The sequence below is a fragment of the Halomicrobium sp. HArcel3 genome (genome assembly GCF_058933135.1).
The window spans coordinates 520154-545224 of record NZ_JBZYDN010000001.1; the positions used below are offsets into that span (position 1 = coordinate 520154).

Below are 25071 nucleotides of genomic sequence, written 5' to 3' on the forward strand. Positions count from 1 at the left end.
GCTCACGCCTCCTCACCTCCGTCTGCGTGGCCGAACCCGGCCGAGAGGACGAAGAACAGGCCGACGACGACGCCGGCCACGATGCCCCCGATGGCGAGTTCGACCAGTTCGATGCCGTACTTGCTGGCGTGCGAGATGTAGGGCGCGTAGACGTCGTACTGCAGGAACGCGCCGTCGAGCGCCATCGCACCCAGGCCGATGCCGGCGAACGTCAACACGCCGAGGGACGTCAGCCCGACGATGGCGCGGGCGTCGATCCACTCCCGGGTCGCGTCGATGCCGAAGGCGAAGGCGGTCATCATGACGACGGACCCGGCGATGACGCCGCCCTGGAACCCGCCGCCTGGAGAGTCGGCCCCGTGAAGCATGATGAACAGGCCGAACGTGAGCACGAAGGGCGCGACGACCCTGACGGTGGTCATGATGATGGGACTCTCGACGTACAGCGGCGCCCGCTCGCGTCCGCTCATGCGAACGCCTCCTTGCGTAGTACCGTCAGCGTCGCTACGCCGGCGACGAAGACGACCACCGCTTCACCGAGCGTGTCGAACCCGCGGTAGGCGGCGAGCACGGCGGTGACGGCGTTGTGCACCTCGGTCTCCTCGTAGGCGTTGTCGAGGTAGTAGTCGGTCACCTCGCCGGAGCCGACGGGCGAGTCGGTCGCGCCGACCGCCGGGAGCGCGGGGACTGTCGCCCCCATGACGAGAACGAACGCGCCGACGGCCAGCACCGTCCGGGGCCGGACTCGTTCGAAGAGCTGGTCTTCCGACGGTCGCACGGTGTTGGCCAGCGCGATGAGGAGGAGGATGGTCATCACGCCGGCGCCGACGGCGGCCTCGGTCAGGCCGACGTCGGGCGCCTGGAGCAGCACCCAGATGATGGAGATGCCCAGGCTGTAGGCGGCGAAGGCCATCACGGCGGCGAGCGTGTCCTTCAGCAGGGCCGCGCCCAGCGCGCTCGTCAGCACGAACGCGAGGAGGACGACCTCGAGGACGGACGGGGTCACGGCTCACCTCCGGCGTCGGCGTCGTCGGTGGTCCACGGCTCGATACCCTGGTCACGGGCCGCACGGGCGATGGCGTGTGCCGCGGTGGGGTTGGTCAGGAACATGAACAGGAGCAGGAAGACGGCCTTGACCGTGGCCAGCTGCGCGTCGATGACGAGGGCGACGCCGCCGAGCGCGAGCACCGCCCCGAGCGTGTCGCTCTTCGAGGCGGCGTGGGTCCGGGTGTAGACGTCCGGTAGTCGAACCAGCCCGACGGCCGCGACGAGGCCGAAGAAGGCGCCGCCCGCGACGAGCGCGACGGCGGCGTACTCGGAGATGGCCATCAGAGCACCCCTCCGTGTTCGACGCTGAACTTCGAGATGGCGATGCTCAGCAGGAAGTTGAGCAGGGCGTACACCAGCGCGATGTCGAGGAACATCTGATTGTCGTAGGCACCGGCGACCAGCGCGATGGCGATGACGGTGTTCGTCCCGACGACGTTGACCGCGACGACGCGGTCGTGCATCGTCGGCCCCTGGAGTATCCGGTAGAGACCGACGATGGCGAAGGCGACGAACGCGCCGGCGCCGAGGAGCAGCGCGGCCTCCACGTTAACCATCGTCGCCCTCCTCCCCGCGCTCGCGCGGGCTCGGTATCCTGGCCGCCGCGCGGCCCCAGAAGACGAAGCGGACGGCCCGTTCGAGACTCCCCTCGAAGAGGCCGTCGCGCGTCGCTTCGGTCAGCGAGTGAACGACGAACGACTGCTCGGTCACGTCGACGGTCAGGGTGCCGGGGGTCAGCGTGATGCTGTTGGCCAGTGTCGTCACAGGGGTGTCGCCCCAGACGGCAGCGTCGAACTCGACCATCTCTGGGTCGATGGGGAGCGAGGGGTGGAGCACGACGTAGGCGATCTGGAGGTTCGCCTTCGCGATCTCCCAGAGCAGGTAGGGGGCGTAGACGGCCATGCGGACGGTCTGGACGGCGAGGTGAGTCAGGGAGGGCTGGTGACCGAACACGATGGGTGCGAGCAGCGCGGCGACGAGGCCGGCGGTGAGCCCGCCGGTCACGAGGTCGAACGTCGTCCACGCGCCCAGCGCCTGGTAGAAGAGGAACGAGGCGCCGAAGATGGCGACGTACTTCCGCGCGGTGCCAGTGCGACCGAGGACGGTCTGTCGGCGCGGCCGCTCGACGGGTGCCTCATCGACGTCGAGGTCGCGACGCTGTAGTTCCGTCGCCAGCGGCCAGAGCATCGGTGCGCCCGACCCGGGGTCGTACTCCGGGTCGAGGACGACCCGGTCGAGGTCGTGGTCGGTCGCGTAGTCTGCCAGCGCGTCGGCGTACTGGTCCGGGCTGAACAGGTAGCGGTCGGCGCCGACGACGGCCAGTTCGACCTCGACGGACGCTTCCTGACCGGCGCGGTCCTCGTCGGCCCACACGGAGACGCGGTCGAGGAGTTCGTGGTCGTCGCCCAGGTCCGCTGGACCGGTCGGGTCGACGGCGCGGGCGCTCTCGAAGACGACGAAGTGGATCGTCGCGGGCGCCCCGTCCGACGCGGCGGCCGCCTCCTCGACGGCGTAGGCGACCGTGTTTCGCAACGTCACGGAGTCGGCCACTGGCACGAGCAAACGACGGGCCTCTTTCGATGTCACAGTCGTGGGAAATCTCGCTGCAGCGCTGTCTGGCGAGCGATTCAGTTGTCGTCCGACATTCACCCTACCACAAGGATAACTATTTCGTAACCGGTCGACCAGCGGGGCCCGAACGCCCGGATCAGATCAGTTCGGCGACGAGTTCGTCGGCGATCCGGGCACCGAGTCCGTCCTTCGATCCCTCGTACTCGCGCGCGTTCTCGCCGTCGACTATCAGTGCCCGGGTCCCGTCCTCCCCCATGACGGTCGCGTCGTTCGCGACGACGAACGCGAGGCCCGCTCGCTCCTGTATCTCACGGGCACGCTCGATGAGCTGATCGTCGTCCGCGTCGGTCTCGACTTTGAACCCGACGATGGGGAGGTCGGGGTGGGCCTCCCGGACAGCGTCGATGAGCTTGGGCGTGGGTTCGAGTTCGAGCGTCAGCCGCTCCTGCCCGGAGGGAATCTTCTCGGGTTCGCCGTCCATCGTGTAGTCGGAGATGGCGGCGGCCGAGACCAGCGCGTCCGCTTGCTGGCCCAGATCCGCCACCACGTCGGTCATCTCCGCGGCCGACTCGACGTCTCGTACGCCCGCGTACGGCACGTCCGATCCGTCGTGAACGAGCGTGACGTCCGCCCCGCGAACGTAGCACGCGCGAGCGACCGCACGCCCGGTCTTGCCGGATGCCCGGTTCGAGAGGGTCCGTACCGGGTCGATCGACTCCGTCGTCGCCCCGCTGGTCACGGCGACGTGCCGGCCCTCGAGGGGCGAGTCGGTCGCGGCGCGCGCGGCGTCGGTGACGATGGCCTCCTCGCTCGCGATCTTCGCCTTCCCTTCCTCGATCCGGGGGTCGACGAAGTCGACGCCCCACTCCTCGACGCGGTCGATGGCGTCCAGCACGCCCGGATGGTCGTACATCGGTTCGTGCATCGCGGGCGCGACGACGACGGGGACGCCCGCCCCGAGCGCCGTCGTCGCACACGTCGTCACGGGCGTGTCGTCGACCGCGGCGGCGATCTTGCCGACCGTGTTCGCGGTCGCCGGCGCGACGAGCAACACGTCGGCCCAGCCGTCGACGCCGCACAGTTCGACGTGTTCGACGCGTCCCGTCAGCTCCGTCACCACGTCGTTCCCGGTGGCGTACTCCAGCGCCCAGGGGTGGACGATGCCCCGGGCGCTCCCCGTCATCACCGCCCTGACCGTCGCACCCCGGCGCCGGAGTTCGTGGGCCAGTTCGACGGTCTTGACGGCCGCGATCGACCCCGTGACGCCCAGCGCGACGTTCGCTCCCTGCAACATTGCCCGTAGATTGTCCTGCCTGTCATTTAAGCACCGCCACTCAAACAGACGTGTTCGGTGCGATCTGTCACCCGAGAACGGATTTTAGGCGGTCGGTAACGTCGCGATAGACGTCCGCATTCCCGCTCATGGACGGCTGTGAGAGATTACGAGGAAGATAAGTATAGTTCGCCCGCGCGTCTGCATACGACGATGGGCCAACTTTCGGTGCGGCAGTCCGAATACGCTATTCGGCCGTACGAGGCCAGCGACTTCGACGGATTTCTCGACCTCTACGCGCAGGTTTTCGACACCGACCGCGACCGGGAGTGGTTCGACTGGAAGTACGGCGACAACCCCTACGTCGACCACGTTCCGATACTCGTCGCGGAACGGGACGGCGACCTGGTGGGTGCCCGGCCCTTCTTCGCGCTCGACGTGTCGGTCGGCGGCGAGCGCCGCCTGGCACTCCAGCCGGCCGACGCGATGGTCCACCCCGACCACCGCCGTCAGGGCCTGTTTACCCGGATGACCGAGGCTGCGATCGAGAAGTACGACGAGGGGGAACCAGCCTTCTTCTTCAACTTCCCCAACCACCGGTCCGCGCCGGGGAACCTGAAACTGGGGTGGAAGCGAGTCGCCGATCGGCCGACGTACTATCGTGTCCAGGATCCGTCTGCCATGGCGACGAGCCTGTCGGCGCCGTGGAGCACAGTCGCGGCGCTCGGCCTGCGGCCAGTGGTCGGCTGTCACAACTGGCTGTCCGACCGTCGGACGGATACCGCCGACGGCGTGACGGTACAGCGTCGCGAGACGGTTCCGTCAGCGACACTCGCGTCGCTGGCCGCGCCGGAGGACCGGAACGGGATCCGGGCGTGGCGGGACGAGCAGTTCTACGACTGGCGGTTCGACAATCCCGTCTGGACCTACGACGCCTACGTCGCGGTGGACGGTAGTGACGCGGTCGCGGCGATGGTCACCGGGACGGGGGTCAGCGCGGGCATCGTCCAGACGAAGATCGTGGACGTCCTTCCACTGCCAGACGACGCTGTCGGTGGCGGTCGCACCGCGGACTGTCTCGACGCGTTGCTCGGGCGAGCGGTGCGGGACAACGCCGAGTCGGACGTCCTGACCGCACCGGCGACGCTTCCGCATTCGGTCGCCGTCGGGCGCGGGTTCAGGCGCGACGACAGACCGCCGCTTTCGCGCGTCGCGACCCAGACGACGCACGTCGTGCGGTCGCTGACCGGGGAGTGGCGCGTCGACGGGCTCGACGTGACTGACCCGGCGAACTGGCGTCTCACCTTCGCCGAGAAGGACTCGAACTAGTGCCGCGCCCGATACGGCGGTAGCGATCGTATTACTATACGATTCATCTGCCTGGGAGTACGCATGAGCCGTCAGGAGCCTGTCCAGCGGGAGTACGCCGTCCGGGAGTTCGAGTCGAGCGACCTCACGGCGTTCCTCGACCTGCACTCGGAGACGTTCGAACCGAACTACGGTCCCGAGTGGTTCGCGTGGAAGTACGAAGACAACCCCTACGTCGACCACGTCCCCATCCTCGTCGCGAAACGGGGCGGTGAGCTCGTCGGTGCGCGTCCGTTCTTCGCGCTCGACCTGGCCGTCGACGGCGAGCGTGCGCTGGCGCTCCAGCCCGGAGACACGATGGTCCACCGCGACCACCGGCGTCAGGGCCTGTTCACCCGGATGACCGAGGCTGCCATCGAAAAGTACGGCGAGGGGGAGCCGGCCTTCTTCTTCAACTTCCCCAACCACCGCTCCGGACCGGGCTACCTGAAACTCGGCTGGGAGACGGTCGGTGAAGAGACGACGTACTATCGGATACAGAACACGAACGCGTTCGGACTCGACGAGTCGGCGGCGTGGAAGTCGGTGGCCGGCGCCGCTGGACTCGCACTCGGCGGCTACAACCGCCTGTCTGACTTGCGGACCCGGTCCCCCGACGGCGTGACTGTGCGGCGCTACGAGTCGGTTCCGGCCGAGACAATGGCGGACCTGGCGGCCAGCGAGACGTCGAGTGGCATCCACGTCTGGCGGGACGAACAGTTCTACGACTGGCGCTTCCAGACTCCCGCGTGGGACTACGCGGCCTACGTCGCCGAGCGGGACGGCGAGCCGGTCGCCGGGATGGTCGTCGGCACCTCCGTCGAGTCCGGACTCCGCACGACGAAGGTCACCGACGTCGTCCCGACGCCGGACGGGGAGGCGACCGACGCGCAGGACGCGCTCCTCCACCACCTGGTTCGCGACTACGCAGAATCCGACATCCTGGCCGCGCCGTCGGCATTGTCGCGGTCAGCGCTCGGGCGCGCGGGGTTCCGGAGCGACGACCGGCCGCCGCTGGGCAGCGTCGCGAACCCGACGACGCACGTGGTCCGGTCGCTGACCGGCGACTGGTCCCACAACGGCGTCGACATTACCGACGCGTCGAACTGGCGGCTCACCTTCTCCGAACAGGACACGAGCTAGCGGTCGCGCGATGGCCCGGCTCACGACGACTTTCTATTCGTCGTCGTCCACTGACGGGTGCATCGTCGGCGGTTCGACGGCCGGATCCTCGAAGTATTCTCGCATCGTCTCCGCCGACCGGTCGGCCCGTCGCTGCCACTCCGCCTCGCCGATCTCCTCGCAGCCGGGCGGGACCTCGCGCCCGCGGCCGGTGAAGTACCCCTCCGGCGCGACCCAGTCGTTGTAGAACGGCACCTCCGAGTCCTCGACGACGGTTCGGCCGACCGTCGCGCCGTGGCCAGCGGCGACGATGGCCTGGTGGTACGTGCCGGCGAGCCGGCCAGCGGCGTACAGGCCGTCGACGGCCGACCGGCCGAACTCGTCGACGTCGACGTATCGTTTGCTCCCCCGGTCGATCAGACCCAGGTCGAGGTCGTCCAGGTAGGTGGCGTCTGACCACGAGGCCGCGACGACGCAGTCGGCAGACAGGTCCCGGCCGTCTTCGAGCGCGACCGTGAAGCCAGCGCCGTCGTCGGAACGGTCCTGGTCGGCAGCGCCTTCGTCGACCGGCGTGACGTCCACGACCTGTCCGTCGACGAACTCCGCGCCCGCGTCGTCGACCTGGTCGCGGGTCATCTCCAGCAGGAGTCGTGCGTTGACGCCTGCGGGGAACCCGGGGACGTTCTCCAGATGCGCGTTGCGCGCGAGGATCGGTTCGCCGGCCGAGACGACGCGGGTCGGGAGCCCCGCTCGCGCCGTGAACAGCGCCGCCGAGAGGCCGGCGACGCCGCCGCCGACGACGACGACGGATTCTGACTCGTCACTCATGGAGGGATGTGGGGCAGGGGTGGACAAAAAAGAGGGTTACCCGAGGTCGAACTGGGCCGCCGCGGTCTCCATGTCCTTGTCCCCGCGACCGCTCAGGTTGACGAGGAGCGTGTCGTGGTCGCCCTCCTCGGCGAGTTGCTTCGCCAGCGCGATGCCGTGGGCCGACTCCAGCGCGGGGATGATCCCCTCGGCCTCGCTCAGGTCGCGGAAGGCCGCGAGCGCCTCGTCGTCGGTGATGCCGCGGTACTCACAGCGGCCGACTTCGCGGAACATCGCGTGCTCGGGGCCGACGCCGGGGTAGTCCAGGCCCGCTGAGACGGAGTGGACCTCGACGTCGTCGTCGATGACGCGCGTCTTCATCCCGTGGAGGACGTCCTCGGTCCCGGTGTCGAGCGGCGCGGCGTGGCGCTTCGAGTCCGCGCCCTCGCCGCCGCCTTCGCCGCCGTAGAAGTCGACATCGTCGTCGTCACGGAACGCGTGGAACAGCCCCATCGCGTTCGAGCCGCCGCCGACGCAGGCCACGGCGGCGTCCGGGAGCTCACCGGTCCGCTCCAGGAACTGCTCGCGGGCCTCCTCGCCGATGACGGACTGGAAATCCCGAACCATCCGCGGGAACGGGTCCGGGCCGACGACGCTGCCGACGAGGTAGTGGGTGTCCTCGACGTTGCCGGCGAAGTCCTCGAGCGCGGCGTCGACGGCGTCGGCCAGCCCCTCGTCCCCGCGAGTCACCTCGTTGACCTCCGCGCCCATCAGGCGCATGCGGAAGACGTTCATCGTCTGGCGCTCGACGTCTTTCTTTCCCATGTAGATCTCCGTGTCGAGGTCGAATAGCGCGCCGACCATCGCCGTCGCGGTGCCGTGCTGGCCGGCGCCGGTCTCGGCGATGAGCCGGGACTTGCCCGCTTTCTTCGCCAGCAGGGCCTGCCCGACGCAGTTGTTGATCTTGTGGGCACCGCCGTGGAGCAGGTCCTCGCGCTTGAAGTAGACGTCCGTTCCCCACTGCTCCGAGAGGTTCTCGGCGTGGAACAGCGGCGTCGGCCGGCCGGCGTAGTCCCGGAGGATCGAACGGAACTCCGCCTGGAATTCGTCGGTAGACGTGACGTCCTCGAACGCGGCGGCCAGGTGCGCCAGTGGTTCTTTCATCACGTCTGGCACGTGTCGTCCGCCGAACTGTCCGAACTCGCCCGAACGCTCCTCGTCGTTACTCATACGTCACACCGTATGCCGGGTCGCCTACAAAGCTCTATGGACCGAGCGCTCCCCGCCCGCGGCACGACGTGACAGTTCGTCGAAGGACGAACGCTCAAGGCGGAGCGCGCCGATGGACCCACGTGGACAACGTCGAGGTCAGTACCGTCGTCTACCTGCCGCCCGCGGAGGTCTACGAGTTCCTCCTGGACTTCCCGGGCTACGCGAAGTACTCTAAGTACCTCGAATCCGTGACCCAGGACGGCGACGGTTCCTCGGGAACGCGCTACGGGCTCACCTTCGCCTGGTGGAAGGTCTCCTACACCGCGCGCTCGGAAGTGACCGCCGTCGACCCGCCGGAACAGATCGACTGGAAACTCGTCAAGGACATCCACGCCCACGGGCACTGGCGAGTCGACCCGGTACCAGAGGCCGCACCTGCCGGCGAGGACCACGCCTCCCGCGTCGCCCTCTCGATCCGGTTCGACCCCGACACGGCCGATTCGGGCACACTCGACCTGCCGCGACTCGTCTCGCTGGACTGGGTCATCGGCAAGGTGAAACCCCTCGTGCAGGACGAGGCCGAACGGATCGTCGAGCGCATCGTCGCCGACCTCGAGGGTGAACCCCGCGAGGTCGACCTCGAGATACACACGACGCCGGACTCGGTGTGATCCGCGGGAAGAAACGAACTCGAAACGGCTGTCGTCGCTACGCGTCGGGCTGTTCGTAGTCGCCGCCGAACTTCATGAAGAAGTACGCCAGGCCGAGCGTCGCCGCCATCACGAACGACGCCGCGACGCCGAGGGACTTGGCGCTGTCGGGCAGCGTGGCCCCACCACCGCCTCCTCCGCCGCTCCCGCCGCCCCCGATAGTCGGATAGTCGGAGCCGACGACGATGGCACCTTTCATGCCGACGGCCTCGTGGGGGACGCAGTGGTAGTTGTACACGCCGTCTTCCTCGAACGTGTACTCGAAGGTCGTCCCGGCCTCGGCGACCGGATCACCTGATTCGAAATCGCCGTCGTTCGAGACCACGTTGTGGGCGCCGCCCTCACCGGTCCACTCCCAGACCACCGTCGCGCCGTTGTCGACCTTGACGGCCGCCGGTGTGAAGGCGAGGCCGTCGCTGCCGCCACCGACGTCGACCGCGACTTCGCCCTGTCCGGTGGCGTCTTCGGCACTTCCGCCGAACTCGTTTGCGTCGTCGAGGTAGCCGCCGAAATCCGGCGGTCCGCCGCCACCGCCGCCACCACCGCTACTCTCGTTCCCGCCACTCTCGTTCTCCTGGGCCGACGCGGCGCCCGCCCCCGCGATGGCGGCTGTCCCCGTCGCCGTCCGGAGGAACGTCCGGCGCGACACGTCCGCAGTACCGTCGCTCATGTGCTGGAGTTCGGAATCGCCCGTAGTGAATCCACCGTTTCGTACTGGCTGGTTTTCTCGCGGTCCCCGTCCCGGTTCGAACGAGCGCTCGGCCCGCCGTCCGAATCGGTTTTGCGCGTCGAATACACGACCGACACCGCATCCGCAACCTCTTTTCGTCGCCTTCCCTTCGGTTTCGGTGATGGCTACCGAACAGACTCCCGAGAGCGCGCCGCTCGCACAGGAGATGCCGACGCTGGGACTCGGCACCTGGCAGAACGAGGACCCACAGCAGTGTGCGGAGAGCGTCAGGACCGCGCTGGAGATGGGGTATCGCCACGTCGACACGGCCCAGATATACGGCAACGAGGCCGCCGTCGGCGACGGCATCGCCGCGGCGGACGTCGACCGCGAGGACGTCTTCCTCGCGACGAAAGTCTGGAACACAAACCACGCCCACGACGACGTGATTTCGAGCACCGAGGAGAGCCTCGACAAGCTCGGCGTCGACTCGGTGGACCTGCTGTACGTCCACTGGCCGTCGGCGAACTACGATCCCGAGGACACGCTCTCGGCGTTCGCCGAACTGAAAGACAGGGGGCTGATCGACCGCATCGGCGTCTCGAACTTCGAACCCCACCACCTCGACGCCGCCCGCGACGCCGTCGACGACCCCATCTTCGCGAACCAGGTCGAGATGCACCCGTTGCTCCCCCAGGAAGAACTCCGCGAGTACGCCGAAGGGACCGACGTGGAACTGGTCGGCTACTCGCCGCTCGCACGCGGGCAGGTGCTCGACGTCCCCGAGATCCAGGACGTCGCCGAGAAACACGACGTGAGCGAGGCCCAGGTCAGCCTCGCCTGGCTCCGACAGAAGGGCGTCACCGCCATCCCGAAAGCGACCAGCCGGGACCACGTCGCCGACAACTGGGCCAGCCTGGGCCTGGAACTCGACGACGAGGACGTGGCCGCCATCGACGGCATCGACCGCACGGAACGGCAGGTGAACCCCGGCTTCGGGCCCGATAGCTGGGACTGACCGCGATCCGACGCACCGGCCGACGCCCGCCGTTCGGGTCCCGCCGTCGTCTCCCTTTCTGTCACTCAGGACGCCCGTGCGAGAAGAATTAAAGGCCGGGCTGTCGAACGAGTCAATATGTCCGTCGGGAACGAGCCGGGTATCGTCGGGGGTATCCAGATCGACTTGCAGCGGCTCCACGAGACGTGGATGGAGATCGTCTGGCCGCGCCAGCGCGGCGCCAACGACACCGTCCTCGGCAAGTGGACGCCGAACACGCAGGGCCAGATGCTGCTCTACCGCGTCTGGTCGGCCCTCGGCGTCCCGGTCATCGCCGTCGTCTACCCGCTCGTCCTGCTCGGTGCGGTCGTCCGCTTCCAGACGCGACGCATCGACGGGACGGCGACTCGCCTCGGCCTCGTCGGCGTCGTCCTCCTCTCGCTAGTCGTCTGGGGCGCGCTGACGGCGCTCGCACAGTTTCAGCTCGACATGGCGGCCGGTGGCGTCGTCGCCATCGCCGCCGCCAGCGGGGTCGCGACGATATCCGCGGCGCTCGCCCTCGCGACCCGCCGCGTCGGCGGTCGGGGAACGACGGTGCTCCTGTCCTATCCGTTCGCGATGACGGCCATCTTCCTGCCACCCGTCGTCGCGGCGCTGTTCTCTCCCGCGATCGGGAACGTCATCCTCCCCGGGAGCCGCGACTTCGCGAACGTCCTGCTCGACAACGTCGCCCGACCGCTCGGCCTCTACGAGTTCTTCGTCGGGAACTTCTCCATCGAGGGCGTCGGCTACGCGCTGATGTGGCTCGGCATCTCCGTCCCGCTGGGCTGGATCCTCGGCCTGCTGGTGACGCTCGCCGACGCCGTCCGCCCGACGGAGTAACTGGTACGTTTTTCACGCGTCGTCGCTAACTCGCCCCTATGGAGTTCAACACGACCGTCACGGGAGCGGCCTTCGTCGTCCTGTTCGCGATTCTCGCCGGTGGCACGCTCACGAGCGGGATGCCGACCCCGATCACGATGATGATACTGCCCGGTCTGCTGGTGTTCATGCTCCTGACGCTGTACGTCGGCGTCAAGCACGGGGAGTACCGGGCCAGCGTCTCGAACTGACGACACCCCGTCTAGGGCGACGCGTCGTCCGGCAGAATGACTCGTTCTTCGGGTACGTCTCCGCCGTCGGCAGCAACTGCGACTGTCCCGACTTCTCCCTCCCCGAGGAGCACTGTCGCGCCCGCGCGCACGGGCGCGAGTAGCCCCGCGACGATGGCTCCGGGTTCGGTGACCGGCGCCCTGAGAGCGATTCTGTCCTCGCTCGTCAGGTCGAACTCCGAGACGACGCGGTGGCTCGCGGCGAGCAGGTCGCCGTGGGTGTAGGTCCGGTCCGCGGCGAGCACCGCGTTTTCCGGCCCGAACTCACCCGGTGGCTGGAGTGGGTTCTCGCTCCACGCCTCGCGCTCGAGGTGGGCGATCCGCGGGTCCTCCGGCGGCCCACCGTAGGCGATCGGTTTGGTGCCCGGCCCCGCCTGGTAGTCGTCCATCCAGTCGCTCGGGGCGATCAGGACTTTCGAATCGACGGCCCCCGGCGGGTCGAGGTCGACGACCGCGCCGTCGAGGGCCGCACCCAGGAACGCCTGGAGTGCGTCGGGGGACTCGCGGATCCAGCCCGGTACGTCGTCGGCCACAGGCGCTTTCGGCCCGGCGACGATGGCGACGCGCGCGCCTTCCCGGACGCCGTAGTGGCGGAGGAGGTTCCCGACCTTCCACGCGTTCGTACAGAAATCCCGATAGCTGAACGGCGTGGCTCGCTCGGCCGGTTCGAAGAGCGCGCCCTCGCGCTCGCGCGCCTCCGCGACGAGGTCACCGATAGTCTGCATGGACGGGAATTCACCGTCGGGGAAGATAGTGGCGACGATCGAATCCATTCCGGTCGATGCCGCGACGCGGGAGCGCTCGTCGAGAGCTGCCTACGACTTCGTTGCAGGCGACTCGCGAAACACTCCTGACGTACTCACCGAAATCTGTTACACTTTTGACACCAGGGGTCGAATCCACGACCTGTCTGTGCTATGCAAGCATTCGTCATGCGTTCGATCGGCGAGACTGGTATCGTGGAGAAAGACCGTCCGACACCTGGACCGAACGACGCCATCGTCAAACCGACGAAGGGGCTGATCTGTACGTCCGATTGCCACACGGTCCACGGGGCGATCGGCGAACGGGAGGACCTGACGCTCGGTCACGAAATCGTCGGCGTCGTCGACGAAGTCGGGGACGAGGTCTCGGAATTCGAGGCGGGGGACCGCGTCGCCGTCGGCGCCATCACGCCGGACTGGAACTCGCTCGCGGCCCAGGACGGACATCCCTCCCAGTCGAACGAGGCGCTGGGCGGCTGGAAGTTCGCCAACGTCAAGGACGGGACGTTCGCCGAGTACGCTCACGTCAACGACGCCGACGGGAACATGGCACACATCCCCGACGGCGTCACCGACCACGAGGCGACCTACGTCGCGGACATGCTCTCGACCGGGTTCGCCGGCGCGGAGAACGCGGCCATCCCCATGGGCGGAACGGTCGCCGTCTTCGCCCAGGGGCCCGTTGGACTGATGGCGACGAAGGGGGCCGTGCTCCAGGGCGCCGGTGAGATCATCGCCGTCGAGACGATGGACAACCGCAAGGAACTCGCCCGGGAGTACGGCGCCGACCACGTCGTCGACTTCGCAGACGTCGACCCCGTCGAGGCGATCATGGACCACACCGACGGTGAGGGCGTCGACGCCGCAATCGAGGCGCTCGGGGCCGACGAGACGCTCCAGGACTGCATCGAGGTCACGAAACCCGGCGGAACGATATCGAACGTCGGCTACCACGGCGAGGGCGAATTCCGCCACATTCCGCGGGTCGAGTGGGGCGTCGGTATGGCGGAGAAGGACATCGTCACCGACCTCTGTCCCGGTGGCCGCCTGCGGATCAGTAGAATGCTTCGGCTGATCGAGACCGACCGCGTCGACCCCACGAAGATGACGACCCACGAGTTCGACTTCGAGGAGATAGAGACCGCCTTCGACATGATGGACACGAAGGAAGACGGGATGATCAAGCCGCTGATCCACTTCGAGTAATCCGTGTGCTGGGAGCGGTCGCATTTCGAAGGGACGGGGCCGTCGCGTGCGTCCCCCGCGGTCCGCAACGCAAAAACGGACGGCGCTGGTTGAGCCTCTATGAACGCACAGGACCGCGTTTCCGCGTTCGTAGCCGAACACGACCTCGACGCACCGGTCGCGTACCGACTGCTCGACCTGACGTCGGAACTCGGAGAGCTGGCGAAGGAGGCCAACGAGTCGACTGGTTACGGCGACGAACCGACCGACGTCGAGCTATCGGCGGACGAACTCGGCGACGCAGTGTTCTCCTTGCTGGCGCTGTGTGACCGGGCCGACGTCGACGCCGAGGACGCGCTGGCGAGTGCGATAGAGAAGTACGAAAAGCGGCTGGAGACGAGCGGAACGGCTGGAAGTGGCGAGTGATTACAGCGAGTTCTTGATCTTCTCGAAGAAGCCCTCTTCGACCTCGACTTCCTCGCCGCCGGCCTCGGCGAAGGCTTCGAGGGCATCTCGCTGTTCCTCGTTCAGGCTCTCGGGCGTAACGACCTGGACCTGGACGTAGAGGTCGCCGTGGCCGCGCCGGCGGAGGTGGGGCATCCCCTTGCCGCCGAGGCGGAACACCTCGCCGCTCTGGGTGCCGGCGGGGACGTCGAACTCCGCCTTGCCGTCGAGGGTCGGCACTTCGACGGTGTCGCCGAAGACGGCCTGCGGGAAGGAGACGGCGTGGTTGTGGCGCAGGTCGTCGCCGTCGCGCTCGAAGTCGGGGTGGTCGCGGACGCTGACCTCGATGAGGAGGTCGCCGTTGCGCGCGCCGCGGTCGCCCGGCGCGCCCTCGCCGTCCATCCGGAGCGTCTGGCCGTCGCGGATGCCGGCGGGGATCTCGACGGAGAGGGTCGCTTCGTTGCGGACGGTCCCCTCGCCGCGGCAGGTCGAACACGTCTCGTCGTACAGCGTCCCCTCGCCCTCGCAGCGGCGACAGGTCTGGGTCTGCTGGACGCGGCCCATGGGCGTCTGCTGGACGCGGGTCTGCTGGCCCTGGCCGTTACACTGCGGGCAGGTCCGCGAGTCGGCGTCCGCCGGGTGGCCCCGCCCGTCGCAGTCGGAACAGGTCTCGGGTCGCCGGACGGTCAGTTCCTGCTCGACGCCGTCGTAGGCGTCTTCGAGGTCGATGGTCAGCGTCGTCCGCAGGTCCTGGCCCTGCTGGGGGCCGCTCCGGCCGCGACCGCCGCCGCCGAAGAACTGGTCGAAGATGTCCTGCATGCCACCCATGCCGCTGGCGCCGCCGAACGGGTCGCCGCCACGGCGGCCGCCACCGCCGCCGACGCCGCCGTGTTTCTCTGCCTGCTCGAAGCGCTCGTGGCCGACCTGGTCGTACATCTGACGCTTCTCCTCGTCGGTGAGGACCTCCTTGGCCTTCTGGACCTTCTTGAACTTCTCCTCGGCGTTCTCCTCGTCGGAGACGTCCGGGTGGTACTGCTGTGCCTTCTTTCGGTACGCGTCCTTGATCTCGTCTTCGCTGGCGTCGCGTGAAACCCCCAGCACCTCGTAGAAGTCCTCGCTCATTCGTTGTCCCACTGTAATTCGTTGAAACACTTCAAAAGAACGGGTCGCGACCGGTGGGATACGTCCAGGTTCGAACACGCCGTCCAACGACGTGCCGCGGCAACTGGTCGGCTGCTAATAACGGCGTATTAACTGTGGGACGGGGACGAACAACGGTACCCTCCGTCCGTTTCGTCCCGTGTTCTCACGAGAAACGGCGCGCGTGGGCGTCGTCTGAACGACGAGTCTCCACTCGTCGCTTAGCTGTCAGATAGTAATGCCGGGGGACGCGCTATCCCGCTCCGTATGGTCGACTTTAGCAGGCGAGCGTATCTGAGAGCCCTGACAGCCGCAGCCGGCAGCGCGACCGCCGCGACTGGAGTCCAATCGGGAGCGCTCGAACGAGTCGCCGCCCAGACCGATGCGGACGGACAGTCCGGCAGCGACGGCTTTTCACAGGCCGCGCCGTGGTCCCAGGACGGGGCCGGCGCGGCGAACACCGGCGCTGCCCCGACGAGCGGTCCCCGGACTGACCTCCAGGTCGAGTGGAGCTACACGGACGTCGATGCGTGGGGGATCGAAAGCGCCCCGGCGCTGGTCGACGGCACGTTGTACGTAACGTCGCTGAAGACCGACATCGGCTATACCTCGCGCGTCCACGCAATCGACGCGACGGACGGATCGGAGATCTGGACGATCGAGGCCGGCTCCGGCGAAATGGACCCCGAACACGGGCACCGGAACGAGTCGACGCCGGCGGTCGCGGACGGGCGGGTGTTCGTCGGCGACGGCCCCTTGCTGGCGCTAGACGCAGAAGACGGCACGGAGCTGTGGCGGAGTGAGATGGTCGTCCGTGGGTCGGTGCGAGCGGCGAACGGGACGGTGTACACTGCGACCGACGACAACGTGATCACCACCTTCGACGCCGCGGACGGGACAGAGCAGTGGCGCTTCGACCCTGCGAGCGATACGGTAGACTGGTCGGCGTACGCGGCCCCAGCAGTGGCCGACGGGACCGTTTACGGAACCGCACGCGTGAACCCCGACGACGGCGACTCCCGGTCGGTAGGGTTCGCGCTCGACACCGAGACCGGTGACCGGCAGTGGGTGACCGAGTTCCCCGCAGCGCAATCGGGCAGTGCTTCCGCCCCCGCAGTGTCCGACGGATCGGTCTACGTCGACGTCGGGGACCTCTTCGCGCTCGACGCGGCGACCGGCGACGTGCAGTGGTCGGAGTCGGACGTCGACTCTCCCGTCGTTCAGGACGGAACGGTCTACGCGTTGCGAGACGGGGGCGCCTTCGTGGCCCTGGACGCCGGAACTGGCGAACGGCAGTGGCAGACCGTCTGGGAAACCGAACGCGACCCGGGGGGCCGAACCGACCTCGTGGCGACGGAGGATTCGCTGTACGTGGGAACGTTCATCGGCGGCGTCTTCGCCTTCGACGCCGAGACCGGCGAGCAACTGGGTCAGGCCCCGGACGGGGGATTCAGCGACGGCCACAGCCCGCCTACTGTCGCGGGCGGCACGGCGTTCGTCGGTGTGTGGAACGCGGACTCCGGCCTCTACGCGATCACCGAAGGGGATGGATCGTCAGGGTCGTCCAAACCGCCGGAACCCGAGGTCGAACTCCGCACTGGACCGGACCAGTCCTACTGTGTCGGAAGTCAGATCACGTTCATCCGGGAAGCCTCCGGGCCCGGTTCGACGAACGACTTCGGCCAGGACGACTACACCTGGAAGATGGACTTCGACACGGGCGACGGCGAGTCCGGGGCTTCCGAGCCGATGACCGAAACTGCCGGCGAACTCGTCCGGCACACGTACGACGAACCCGGCACGTACGAGGTCGCAGTCGTTGGGGAAGGCCCCGACGACCGGACCGTGCGGGACACGGTCACCGTCGACATCGCCGAGTGCGCGGGACCGACTGCGCGCATCGAGACCGAGCCCGCCGACGCCGAGAGCAGGGACCTCGCTCTGATGGACGAGGTGACGTTCAGTGCCGAGCCATCGGAAGCCGAGGCCGGCGTCGAGCGCTACGAGTGGGACCTCGACGGTGACGGCGAGTTCGAGAAACACGGCGACGCCGAGACGGTCGTTCTCGGCGAAGAGTGCAGGGAGGAGACGCTGACGGCGTCGCTGCGCGTCGTCGACACGCAGGGGGCGACCGACACTGCGTCGGTGACCGTCTCGACGATGGCCGACGACGCCTGATAGTAGTGGTTGTAAGCCCGTACCGGCGTCCGGCCGGACGCCGGTAAAAAGTTACAACCACCACTATGAGCGGGTCCGACTGGAACGACTGGTCTGCCCCGACAGTCGAACGTTCGGTCGTCGCGTCCGGCGCCCGGCGGTCAGCGGCCGAACAACGAGGCTTTACGTGCCAGCCGCGAGTCAGGTCGACGTGATGCGGGCGAGTCTCTCCGACGACGTACGTGGTGCAGTCGGCGCCGAGCGCGTGGCCGCCTGGTTTCTGGTCCTCCTCGCCGCCGGGTTCGCCGTCGCGATCGTGCTCCAGCCCGGGCTGATCGCCGCGTCACCGCCCGACGCGACGTTCTCCGGATCCTACGACGAAGCGACCGGGACGCTGACCCTCCAGCACGCCGGCGGTGACGCCATCGAGGACGGCCCGACGTCGTCACTCGTCGTGGTCGTCACCGACGCCGACGGCGAGAGCGCGCAGAACGTGACCTGGGCCGCAGACGGCGGCGACGCCGTCGCGGCCTACCCCGTCGAATCCGGCGACAGTATCGCTGTCGACGACCCCTCGGTCGACAGCGACGACGACGGCAACGCCTTCGACGGGGACGCCACGGTCGGGTTCGAACTGGACGACGGCGACACCGCCGCCGTGGTCTGGCGGGGCCGACCGCTCGGTGCGCCCGGCGAGGTGACGACGACGCTCGACACGGTGACGGTGTCGACCGGGTCGTGAGCGGTCGACGCTGCTCTGGGTGACAGGTTTCTTACTAAATCGTCGTTCAGGGAACACTCTTTGACGTCCTCGCCGTCTGTGAACATATGGCAACGGAGTACGTTCCCGTCGCCGACGCAGACGAGTTGCGCGAGGCGGGGCGCGACGTCGTCTCGGCGGGCGGGCACGCGGTCGCACTGTTCCACCACGAGGGCGAGGTGTACGCCGTCGACAACCGCTGTCCTCACATGGGATTTCCCCTCTCGAAGGGGACCGTCGACGACGGGCTCCTGACGTGTCACTGGCATCACGCCCGCTTCGAACTGGCCTGCGGCGACACGTTCGACGTCTGGGCCGACGACGTCCAGACGTTCCCCACGGAGGTCCGCGACGGCGAGGTGTACCTCGACCCGGACCCCGAACCGGACGTCCCGCCGGCAACGCGCTGGCGCAATCGACTCGTCGACGGCATGGGCGAGAACCTCGGCCTCGTCGTCGCCAAGAGCGTCATCAATCTGGATTCGCTTGGTGAGGGGTTCGGGACACCGCTGGAGACGGCCGTCACCTTCGGGACGAAGTACCGGTCCTCCGGCTGGGGCCGCGGGCTGACCACCCTCGGGGCGATGGCGAACCTCTACGACGACGTCGCCCACGACGAGAAACTGCGGGCGCTGTACGTCGGCATCGGTTCCGTCGCGGACGACTGCGCCGGCGAGCCACCGCGATTCGCCCAGTACGAACTCGGCAACGCGGGCCTGTCGAAAGAGCGCCTGAAGTCCTGGTTCCGGGAGACCTGCGAGGTCCGGGACGAGGACGGCGCCGAGCGCTGCATCAGGACCGCGGCGAATATCCTCCCGCCCGAGGAGGTCGCCGAAATCGTCGTCGCTGCAGTGACGGACCACCTGTACGTGAACGCCGGCCACACGCTCGACTTCGTCAACAAGGCCTTCGAGACGCTGGACCACCTCGGCTGGGACCACGCCGAGGACGTGCTGGCGTCGGTCGTTCCCCAGATCACCGACGCGAACCGGGCCGAGGAGACGTCGGCCTGGCGACAGCCGGTGGACGTCGCTGCACTCTGCTTCGACGCGTTCGAGTCGCTCGACGACCTCGTCGCCGCGGGCGAGGGCGCCTCCTGGGAGCGCCCCGACGACTTCGTCGACGTGCTCCTCGACGACGACCCGGAGGCCATCGTCGACGCACTCCAGGACGCGATTCGGGACGGCGCGACGAGCGAACAGCTCTCCCGGGCAGTCGCGCTCGCGGCGACGCGCCGGGTCGCCCAGTTCGCCACGAGTAACGAGTTTTCAGACTGGGACACGGTCCACCACACGTTCACCTACGCTAACGCCGTCTCCCAGATCTCCCGGCGGACCGACGCCGTCGAGGTGTACCGGGCCTGCCTCGACGGCGCGATGGCGGTGTACCTCGACCGATTCCTCAACCAGCCCGCCGCACCGATTCCCGACGTCGGCGACGGTGCGTCAGACGCCGAACCCGATGCCATTCGCGAACAGTTGCTCGCGACGTTCGACGAACAGGGGCGGGTCGAGGAGGCCGCACGGCTCGTCAACGATCACTTCGAGGCCGGTGGCGACGCGGCCGATCTGAAACAGACGCTCGGCGAGGGACTCTTGCGCGAGGACGCGGGCTTTCACACGCTCCAGAACGTCGAGGCGGCTTTTCGGCAGTTCGACGCCGCGGATGCAGAGCGCGACCGTCGGCTACCGCTGGTGGCGACGGCGCGGTACCTGTCTGCGCACTCCCCGACTCGCCGCGAGCGAGAACAGACGTTTACCATCGCCAGACGGCTCCACCGGGGCGAGTCGATCCACGGCGAGTCGTAGCACGCGGAAACTACTGATTCCAGGGGGCGTCGTCGTACTCGACGTGTCTGTCCTCACGTTCGATGCCGTTGATCGCCGTCAGGTCTTCCTCGTCGAGCGAGAGGTCCAGACTTGCCCAGTTGTCGGCGATGTGGTCCTCTGTCGTCGCCTTGGGAATGGCGACGACGTTCTCCTTCTCGCGGAGCCACGCGAGGCTGACCTGGGCTTCGCTGACGCCGTGTTTGGCAGCGACGTCCTGGATTTCTGGAACGTCGAACACGTCGCCGCGAGCCAGGGGTGAGTACGCCACCAGATAGTAGTCGTGCTCCTGTGCGTGGTTCACCAGGTCGTCCTGCTGGAGCAGCGGGTGCATCTCGACCTGGTTCGCGAACAGCGGTTCGTCCAGGACGTCGATGGCCGTCTCGACCTGCCGGGGCTCGAAGTTCGAGACGCCGACGTTTCGGGTGACCCCCGCCGCCACCAGGTCGTCGAAGGCCGACAGCGTGTCCTCGGGGTCGTAATTCCCCAGCGGCCAGTGGACGTACAGCAGGTCGAGGTACTCCACGCCCAGGCGGTCGAGACTCCCGTGCGCCGTCTCGACGACCTCGTCGTACGCAACCCCCGTCGACTCGTAGTGGACCTTCGTCGCGAGGAAGACGTCCTCGCGGTCGACGCTCGCCCGCGCGATCCCCTCGCCAACGTGCTCCTCGTTGCCGTATGCCTCTGCCGTGTCGACGTGCCGATACCCCATCTCGAGGGCCGTCTCGACAGCGTTCGTGCACGCGTCGGGGTCGGTGTTCTCCCAGGTCCCGATGCCGACCGGTGGTAACTGCGTCATACGTACGGGGTCCATTCGGAGAACAATGGGTGTTGTTGTTCACTTCCCGCGTCCGGGGGCGTCCCCCGATGCGACCGGCGCGTGCCACGGACCGCCATCAGCGGACGATGGTGACGGGGACCGGCGACCGGTTCGAGACGGTCTCTGCGACGTTTCCGACGAGAAACCGGTGGGCCGCGCGCTGCCAGTCCTCGCCGTGTGCACCGATCACTATCGCGTCGTACTCTTCGGCACGCTCCACGATATTCCGGGCCGGGTGGCCCGAGTCGACGACGGTGTCCACCGCCTGCCCGCGCTCGTCGGCTATCTCACGGGCGCGTTCGAACACCGGGTCGGCGCGTTCGGCACTCGCCTCGTCGACGTCGTCTTCCAGGGCGAGCGCCATCGCCTCGCCCATCATCATCGAGGGAACCCCGACGACGTGCAAGACCGTCACGTTCGCGTCGGGATGATTGTCGAGTGCGTACTTCAGCGCCTCCTCCGCGTGGTCGGAGTCGTCCATCGGAACGAGGATGTCTGAGAGCACGTCTGCAGAAAGGTCGGGCAGCCACCTAAGTCCCTCCCCGGTCGGCCCAGGACTGCCGACTGGGGCGAACTCCCGGTGAGCAGACGAGCCGACGACTCGGACTCGTCCTCGTCGCTTTCCTGAAAAAGACTCGCTTCGCTCGCTTTTTCAGACATCGTCGGACGGCTTCGCCGCCCGACGAGCCTGCGCTCACGGCGTTCGCGCAGACACCGGAAGACTTCGCTCCGCTCGTCTTCCGAGCCCAAGAAGACTCGGAGTCGTCCGTTCAGTCCTCGTCTTCGTCGCTTTCCTGAAAAAGACTCGCTTCGCTCGCTTTTTCAGACATCGTCGGATGGCTTCGCCGCCCGACGAGCCTGCGCTCACGGCGTTCGCGCAGACACCGGAAGACTTCGCTCCGCTCGTCTTCCGAGCCGACGACTCGGAGTCGTCCGTTCAGTCCTCGTCTTCGTCGCTTTCCTGAAAAAGACTCGCTTCGCTCGCTTTTTCAGACATCGTCGGACGGCTTCGCCGCCCGACGAGCCTGCGCTCACGGCGTTCGCGCAGACACCGGAAGACTTCGCTCCGCTCGTCTTCCGAGCCCAAGAAGACTCCTCAGACTCGTTTCACTCGTCTTCGTCGTCTTCTTGGACGTCTTCGAAGTCTGCGTCGACGTACTCCTCGCCCTGGCCGGCAGCCCCACCGGCCGCGGCACCGCCGGGACCTGCGCCGCCCATGCCGCCCATGCCGCCGGCACCGGCCGCTCCGCCCGCAGCGCCTGCGGCGCCTTCGGCGGCCTGCTCCTGGTACATCTGCTTGCCGATCTCCTGGAGCTGTTCGGTGAGGGCCTCGGTGACCTCCTCGTAGTCCTCTGTGTCGGCGTCCTCGTCTTCGAGGGTCTCCTGGACCTCGTCGATGGCGTCCTCGATGTCGGCGATGAGGTCGTCGTCGACGTTCTCCTCGTTCTCCTCGATGAGAGTCTCCGCGCGGCGGATGGAGGCCTCGGCCTCGTTGCGGGCCTCGATGCGCTCGCGGCGTTCCTCGTCCTCTTCGGCGTGCTGTTCGGCCTCTTCCTGCATCTCCTCGATCTGTTCGTCGGAGAGGCCGGCGCCGCCCTCGATGGTAATCTCCTCGGAGTTCCCGGAGCCCTTGTCCTCGGCGGAGACGTTGACGATGCCGTTCTCGTCGATGTTGAACGACACCTCGATCTGGGGGGTGCCGGCGGGCGCCGGCGGGATGCCGCTCAGTGCGAACTCGCCGAGCAGTTCGTTCTCCGCGGCGATCTCTCGTTCGCCCTGGAAGACGCGGATCTGGACCTGCGTCTGGTTCGCGGCGGCGGTGGTGAATATCTTGGACTCTTCCGTGGGAATCGTGGTGTTCTTCTCGATGAGGCGCTCGAAGAGGCCACCCTTGACCTCGACGCCGAGCGAGAGCGGGGTGACGTCGAGCAGGACGATGTCGTCGACGTCACCGGAGAGGACGCCGCCCTGGATGGCCGCGCCGAGCGCGACGGCCTCGTCGGGGTTGACGTTCTTCTTCGGCTCCTGGCCAGTGAGGTCCTCGACCTGGTCCTGGACCTGGGGCATCCGCGTCGAGCCACCGACCAGGATGACCTCGTCGATGTCGCCCTTGTCGTAGCCGGCGTCGTCGAGGGCCTGCTCCGTCGGACCGACGGTGCGCTCCGTGAGGTCCTCGGTGATGGACTCGAAGGTCGCGCGCGTGACCTTCGTCTCCAGGTCGAGCGGACCGTCGTCAGTCGTCGCGATGAACGGGAGGTTGACGCGGGTCTCCTTGCGGGAGGAGAGTTCGATCTTCGCCTCTTCGGCGGCGTCCTTCAGACGCTGGAGGGCCTGGCGGTCGTCGCGGAGGTCGATGCCGTGTTCCTCCGCGAACTCGTCGGCGAGGTAGTCGATGAGGGCCTCGTCCCAGTCGTCGCCACCGAGGTCGTTGTCCCCGTTGGTCGCGACGACCTCGTAGACGCCGCCGCCCAGGTCGAGGATGGAGACGTCGAACGTGCCGCCACCGAGGTCGTACACGAGGACGGTCTGGTCGGAGTCGTCGTCGAGGCCGTAGGCCATCGCGGCCGCGGTCGGCTCGTTGACGATCCGCTCGACCTCGAAGCCGGCGATCTCGCCGGCGTCCTTCGTGGCCTGACGCTGCCGGTCGTTGAAGTACGCCGGTACCGTGATGACGGCCTTCTCGACGTCGTCGCCGAGGTACTCCTCGGCGTCGTGTTTGATCTTCTGGAGGATCATCGCCGAGACCTGCTCTGGCGTGTACTCCTCGCCCTCCAGTTCGACCGAGTAGTCGTCCTCGCCCATGTGCCGCTTGATGGACTGGATCGTCTGGTCGGGGTTCTTGACGGCCTGGTTCTTCGCGGGCTTGCCGACGAGGCGCTCCCCGTCGTCGAACGCGACGACGGACGCGGTCGTGCGGTCACCCTCGCTGTTGACGATAATCTCGGGGTCGCCCCCCTCCATGACCGCGAACGCGCTGTTCGTGGTCCCGAGGTCGATTCCGAGAATCTTGTTGCTCGCCATCTTGTCTGCCTATATCCAGTTGTGCCGGTTAAAAGTTGCTAGACGCGACGAACGCGAACGAGCCGGAGGGGGTCGCCTCCGTGCGGTTTGGCGATTCTCTGACCTGTGTGACCGGTGGGTATATACAGCCCCGCAAACCAACCGTTCTCGGGTTCACGCAGGGGGCTCGAACCGGGCGATGACCGGCCAGTGATCGGAGGGGGACCGCCAGTTGGCCGCGCGGTCGGTGAGGACGGCGTGCGTCGTCGCCGACAGCGACCCGTTCGCGAAGACGTAGTCGATCCGCTTGCCCTTCTCGCGGTCGTAGCCGTGGTACGTCTCGTAAGGGCCGTACGGTCGCTCGACGTGCTCGCGTACGTCGTCGAGAGCGTCCGCGAGTATCTCGTAGGCCCGAGAGCCCGGTCGGCAGTTGCAGTCGCCGGTGAGGATCACCGGCCCGTCGTGGTCGGCGAATCGTTCCCGGAGTATCTTCGCGCCCTCGGAGCGGGCACGCTCGCCGTCGACGTCGAGGTGGACGTTGTAGTGGTCGATCGTTTCGCCGGTCGATTCCACGTCGACGGTGACGTGCGTCGCCAGGCGCGGGAGCGTCGCGTCCCAGGCTGGACGGCGGTCGGTCCGGTCGGGCGCCAGCCAGAACGTCTCGGTATCGACGATGGTCGCCCGGTCGCGATGGACCCCGATAGGTGTGTGTTCGCCGATGTCGCGGTCCTCGCCGAACCACTCGTACTCCGGCAACGACTCGCGCATGTCGTCGGTCTGGCCGAGCCAGCACTCCTGGAGGCCGACGAGGGTCGGTTCGTGGTACCTGATCAATCCGGCGACGTCGGCGACCCGGTCCGGCCACTCGACGGCGACGTCTTCCAGCCCCTCGTAGAGGACGTTGAAGGTGAGGGCCGAGATGGTCACGGCTCACAGTACGGCCGCGTCGCGTATTCCTCTTGCGCCGACTGCCGCCGACGAGGCACCTTTCGCCGTGCCTGCCGGCGACGACTGCCCCAGTGGTCGTTGGCCGGACCCACCTTTATGTGGCACCTCTGGCTTGACTT

The 25071-nt window shown here is 67.7% G+C and carries 26 protein-coding genes; 11 read left to right on the top strand and 15 right to left on the bottom strand.

The window, feature by feature from the left end:
- Positions 1-2 precede the first annotated feature (2 nt).
- From AC5FRV_RS02605 to coaBC, 6 genes are all read right to left on the bottom strand, one after another.
- Entirely contained in the window at positions 3-470 is a 468-nt protein-coding gene (locus tag AC5FRV_RS02605) for an MnhB domain-containing protein (RefSeq protein WP_493559559.1), read from the bottom strand.
- Positions 467-1006 (bottom strand): DUF4040 domain-containing protein, encoded by a 540-nt coding sequence (locus AC5FRV_RS02610; RefSeq protein ID WP_493559560.1) that lies wholly within the window; start codon positions 1004-1006, stop codon positions 467-469. The genes AC5FRV_RS02605 and AC5FRV_RS02610 overlap by 4 nt, the downstream gene beginning before the upstream one ends.
- Positions 1003-1329 carry a monovalent cation/H(+) antiporter subunit G gene (gene mnhG, locus AC5FRV_RS02615; RefSeq protein WP_493559561.1) on the bottom strand — a complete coding sequence of 109 codons (327 nt, stop codon included), beginning with the start codon at positions 1327-1329 and terminating at the stop codon, positions 1003-1005. The genes AC5FRV_RS02610 and mnhG overlap by 4 nt, the downstream gene beginning before the upstream one ends.
- Positions 1329-1604 (bottom strand): cation:proton antiporter, encoded by a 276-nt coding sequence (locus AC5FRV_RS02620; RefSeq protein WP_493559562.1) that lies wholly within the window; start codon positions 1602-1604, stop codon positions 1329-1331. The genes mnhG and AC5FRV_RS02620 overlap by 1 nt, the downstream gene beginning before the upstream one ends.
- A complete protein-coding gene (locus tag AC5FRV_RS02625) occupies positions 1597-2634 on the bottom strand; it encodes a monovalent cation/H+ antiporter subunit E (protein ID WP_493559563.1) in 1038 nt (345 codons plus the stop codon). Before AC5FRV_RS02625 ends, AC5FRV_RS02620 begins: the two co-directional genes overlap by 8 nt.
- Before the next feature lie 121 nt (positions 2635-2755).
- A complete protein-coding gene (gene coaBC, locus AC5FRV_RS02630; RefSeq protein WP_493559564.1) occupies positions 2756-3913 on the bottom strand; it encodes a bifunctional phosphopantothenoylcysteine decarboxylase/phosphopantothenate--cysteine ligase CoaBC in 1158 nt (385 codons plus the stop codon).
- 192 nt (positions 3914-4105) lie between these two features.
- Here coaBC and AC5FRV_RS02635 point away from each other — a divergent pair, with 192 nt between their 5' ends.
- Both AC5FRV_RS02635 and AC5FRV_RS02640 read left to right on the top strand, forming a co-directional pair.
- On the top strand, positions 4106-5221 hold the full coding sequence (locus AC5FRV_RS02635; RefSeq protein ID WP_493559565.1) for a GNAT family N-acetyltransferase: 1116 nt from the start codon (positions 4106-4108) through the stop codon (positions 5219-5221).
- Positions 5222-5284: 63 nt separating this feature from the next.
- Positions 5285-6382, top strand: a complete 1098-nt coding sequence (locus AC5FRV_RS02640; protein WP_493559566.1) for a GNAT family N-acetyltransferase — start codon at positions 5285-5287, stop codon at positions 6380-6382.
- Between the two features lie 33 nt (positions 6383-6415).
- Here the strand turns inward: AC5FRV_RS02640 and AC5FRV_RS02645 are convergent, their stop codons facing one another.
- Complete coding sequence (locus tag AC5FRV_RS02645; protein WP_493559567.1) at positions 6416-7189, bottom strand: FAD-dependent oxidoreductase; 774 nt, start codon at positions 7187-7189, stop codon at positions 6416-6418.
- A 36-nt stretch (positions 7190-7225) separates the two neighbouring features.
- Positions 7226-8398 (bottom strand): tryptophan synthase subunit beta, encoded by a 1173-nt coding sequence (gene trpB, locus AC5FRV_RS02650; RefSeq protein ID WP_493559568.1) that lies wholly within the window; start codon positions 8396-8398, stop codon positions 7226-7228.
- 122 nt (positions 8399-8520) lie between these two features.
- Here trpB and AC5FRV_RS02655 point away from each other — a divergent pair, with 122 nt between their 5' ends.
- Complete coding sequence (locus AC5FRV_RS02655; protein ID WP_493559569.1) at positions 8521-9051, top strand: type II toxin-antitoxin system RatA family toxin; 531 nt, start codon at positions 8521-8523, stop codon at positions 9049-9051.
- Positions 9052-9088: 37 nt separating this feature from the next.
- Here the strand turns inward: AC5FRV_RS02655 and AC5FRV_RS02660 are convergent, their stop codons facing one another.
- Entirely contained in the window at positions 9089-9760 is a 672-nt protein-coding gene (locus AC5FRV_RS02660; RefSeq protein WP_493559570.1) for a halocyanin domain-containing protein, read from the bottom strand.
- 181 nt (positions 9761-9941) lie between these two features.
- On the opposite strand from AC5FRV_RS02660, the gene AC5FRV_RS02665 reads away from it, so the two are divergent.
- The 3 genes from AC5FRV_RS02665 to AC5FRV_RS02675 all read left to right on the top strand — a co-directional run bounded on the left by AC5FRV_RS02665 (position 9942) and on the right by AC5FRV_RS02675 (position 11869).
- Positions 9942-10778, top strand: coding sequence for an aldo/keto reductase (locus AC5FRV_RS02665; RefSeq protein WP_493559571.1), 837 nt, complete (start codon positions 9942-9944; stop codon positions 10776-10778).
- 117 nt (positions 10779-10895) lie between these two features.
- Complete coding sequence (locus tag AC5FRV_RS02670) at positions 10896-11639, top strand: hypothetical protein (RefSeq protein WP_493559572.1); 744 nt, start codon at positions 10896-10898, stop codon at positions 11637-11639.
- Between the two features lie 38 nt (positions 11640-11677).
- Entirely contained in the window at positions 11678-11869 is a 192-nt protein-coding gene (locus AC5FRV_RS02675; RefSeq protein ID WP_493559573.1) for a DUF7333 family protein, read from the top strand.
- Positions 11870-11880: 11 nt separating this feature from the next.
- Here the strand turns inward: AC5FRV_RS02675 and AC5FRV_RS02680 are convergent, their stop codons facing one another.
- Positions 11881-12633 (bottom strand): hypothetical protein, encoded by a 753-nt coding sequence (locus AC5FRV_RS02680; protein WP_493560147.1) that lies wholly within the window; start codon positions 12631-12633, stop codon positions 11881-11883.
- Between the two features lie 192 nt (positions 12634-12825).
- Between AC5FRV_RS02680 and AC5FRV_RS02685 the strand changes: the two genes are divergently transcribed.
- Positions 12826-13878, top strand: a complete 1053-nt coding sequence (locus AC5FRV_RS02685; protein ID WP_493559574.1) for an NAD(P)-dependent alcohol dehydrogenase — start codon at positions 12826-12828, stop codon at positions 13876-13878.
- Between the two features lie 99 nt (positions 13879-13977).
- Entirely contained in the window at positions 13978-14283 is a 306-nt protein-coding gene (locus AC5FRV_RS02690) for a MazG nucleotide pyrophosphohydrolase domain-containing protein (protein ID WP_493559575.1), read from the top strand.
- Here AC5FRV_RS02690 and dnaJ read toward each other — a convergent pair whose 3' ends face one another.
- Positions 14284-15423: a molecular chaperone DnaJ gene (gene dnaJ / locus AC5FRV_RS02695; protein WP_493559576.1), complete on the bottom strand. Its 1140-nt coding sequence runs from the start codon at positions 15421-15423 to the stop codon at positions 14284-14286. It abuts the gene before it with no gap.
- 285 nt (positions 15424-15708) lie between these two features.
- Here dnaJ and AC5FRV_RS02700 point away from each other — a divergent pair, with 285 nt between their 5' ends.
- From AC5FRV_RS02700 to AC5FRV_RS02710, 3 genes are all read left to right on the top strand, one after another.
- Complete coding sequence (locus AC5FRV_RS02700; RefSeq protein ID WP_493559577.1) at positions 15709-17619, top strand: outer membrane protein assembly factor BamB family protein; 1911 nt, start codon at positions 15709-15711, stop codon at positions 17617-17619.
- 166 nt (positions 17620-17785) lie between these two features.
- Positions 17786-18340, top strand: coding sequence for a hypothetical protein (locus tag AC5FRV_RS02705; protein ID WP_493559578.1), 555 nt, complete (start codon positions 17786-17788; stop codon positions 18338-18340).
- 86 nt (positions 18341-18426) lie between these two features.
- Positions 18427-20166: a Rieske (2Fe-2S) protein gene (locus AC5FRV_RS02710; RefSeq protein ID WP_493559579.1), complete on the top strand. Its 1740-nt coding sequence runs from the start codon at positions 18427-18429 to the stop codon at positions 20164-20166.
- A gap of 10 nt (positions 20167-20176) precedes the next feature.
- Here AC5FRV_RS02710 and AC5FRV_RS02715 read toward each other — a convergent pair whose 3' ends face one another.
- The 4 genes from AC5FRV_RS02715 to AC5FRV_RS02730 form a co-directional block, all read right to left on the bottom strand.
- Positions 20177-20983, bottom strand: a complete 807-nt coding sequence (locus AC5FRV_RS02715; protein ID WP_493559580.1) for an aldo/keto reductase — start codon at positions 20981-20983, stop codon at positions 20177-20179.
- A gap of 97 nt (positions 20984-21080) precedes the next feature.
- Positions 21081-21509 (bottom strand): universal stress protein, encoded by a 429-nt coding sequence (locus AC5FRV_RS02720; RefSeq protein ID WP_493559581.1) that lies wholly within the window; start codon positions 21507-21509, stop codon positions 21081-21083.
- A gap of 602 nt (positions 21510-22111) precedes the next feature.
- Positions 22112-24025 carry a molecular chaperone DnaK gene (dnaK, locus tag AC5FRV_RS02725; RefSeq protein WP_493559582.1) on the bottom strand — a complete coding sequence of 638 codons (1914 nt, stop codon included), beginning with the start codon at positions 24023-24025 and terminating at the stop codon, positions 22112-22114.
- A gap of 153 nt (positions 24026-24178) precedes the next feature.
- Complete coding sequence (locus AC5FRV_RS02730) at positions 24179-24931, bottom strand: endonuclease/exonuclease/phosphatase family protein (protein WP_493559583.1); 753 nt, start codon at positions 24929-24931, stop codon at positions 24179-24181.
- Between the last annotated feature and the right edge of the window lie 140 nt (positions 24932-25071).

What these genes read in the sequence shown, in the direction of transcription:
- AC5FRV_RS02620 (WP_493559562.1), bottom strand. Translation starts at nt 1,604, where the DNA reads ATGGTTAACGTGGAGGCCGCGCTGCTCCTCGGCGCCGGCGCGTTCGTC.
- AC5FRV_RS02635 (WP_493559565.1), top strand. Translation starts at nt 4,106, where the DNA reads ATGGGCCAACTTTCGGTGCGGCAGTCCGAATACGCTATTCGGCCGTAC.
- AC5FRV_RS02660 (WP_493559570.1), bottom strand. Translation starts at nt 9,760, where the DNA reads ATGAGCGACGGTACTGCGGACGTGTCGCGCCGGACGTTCCTCCGGACG.
- AC5FRV_RS02605 (WP_493559559.1), bottom strand. Translation starts at nt 470, where the DNA reads ATGAGCGGACGCGAGCGGGCGCCGCTGTACGTCGAGAGTCCCATCATC.
- AC5FRV_RS02640 (WP_493559566.1), top strand. Translation starts at nt 5,285, where the DNA reads ATGAGCCGTCAGGAGCCTGTCCAGCGGGAGTACGCCGTCCGGGAGTTC.
- dnaJ (WP_493559576.1), bottom strand. Translation starts at nt 15,423, where the DNA reads ATGAGCGAGGACTTCTACGAGGTGCTGGGGGTTTCACGCGACGCCAGC.
- AC5FRV_RS02715 (WP_493559580.1), bottom strand. Translation starts at nt 20,983, where the DNA reads ATGACGCAGTTACCACCGGTCGGCATCGGGACCTGGGAGAACACCGAC.
- AC5FRV_RS02670 (WP_493559572.1), top strand. Translation starts at nt 10,896, where the DNA reads ATGTCCGTCGGGAACGAGCCGGGTATCGTCGGGGGTATCCAGATCGAC.
- AC5FRV_RS02690 (WP_493559575.1), top strand. Translation starts at nt 13,978, where the DNA reads ATGAACGCACAGGACCGCGTTTCCGCGTTCGTAGCCGAACACGACCTC.
- AC5FRV_RS02675 (WP_493559573.1), top strand. Translation starts at nt 11,678, where the DNA reads ATGGAGTTCAACACGACCGTCACGGGAGCGGCCTTCGTCGTCCTGTTC.
- AC5FRV_RS02710 (WP_493559579.1), top strand. Translation starts at nt 18,427, where the DNA reads ATGGCAACGGAGTACGTTCCCGTCGCCGACGCAGACGAGTTGCGCGAG.
- AC5FRV_RS02645 (WP_493559567.1), bottom strand. Translation starts at nt 7,189, where the DNA reads ATGAGTGACGAGTCAGAATCCGTCGTCGTCGTCGGCGGCGGCGTCGCC.
- AC5FRV_RS02665 (WP_493559571.1), top strand. Translation starts at nt 9,942, where the DNA reads ATGGCTACCGAACAGACTCCCGAGAGCGCGCCGCTCGCACAGGAGATG.
- mnhG (WP_493559561.1), bottom strand. Translation starts at nt 1,329, where the DNA reads ATGGCCATCTCCGAGTACGCCGCCGTCGCGCTCGTCGCGGGCGGCGCC.
- dnaK (WP_493559582.1), bottom strand. Translation starts at nt 24,025, where the DNA reads ATGGCGAGCAACAAGATTCTCGGAATCGACCTCGGGACCACGAACAGC.
- AC5FRV_RS02700 (WP_493559577.1), top strand. Translation starts at nt 15,709, where the DNA reads ATGGTCGACTTTAGCAGGCGAGCGTATCTGAGAGCCCTGACAGCCGCA.
- coaBC (WP_493559564.1), bottom strand. Translation starts at nt 3,913, where the DNA reads ATGTTGCAGGGAGCGAACGTCGCGCTGGGCGTCACGGGGTCGATCGCG.
- AC5FRV_RS02685 (WP_493559574.1), top strand. Translation starts at nt 12,826, where the DNA reads ATGCAAGCATTCGTCATGCGTTCGATCGGCGAGACTGGTATCGTGGAG.
- AC5FRV_RS02680 (WP_493560147.1), bottom strand. Translation starts at nt 12,633, where the DNA reads ATGCAGACTATCGGTGACCTCGTCGCGGAGGCGCGCGAGCGCGAGGGC.
- trpB (WP_493559568.1), bottom strand. Translation starts at nt 8,398, where the DNA reads ATGAGTAACGACGAGGAGCGTTCGGGCGAGTTCGGACAGTTCGGCGGA.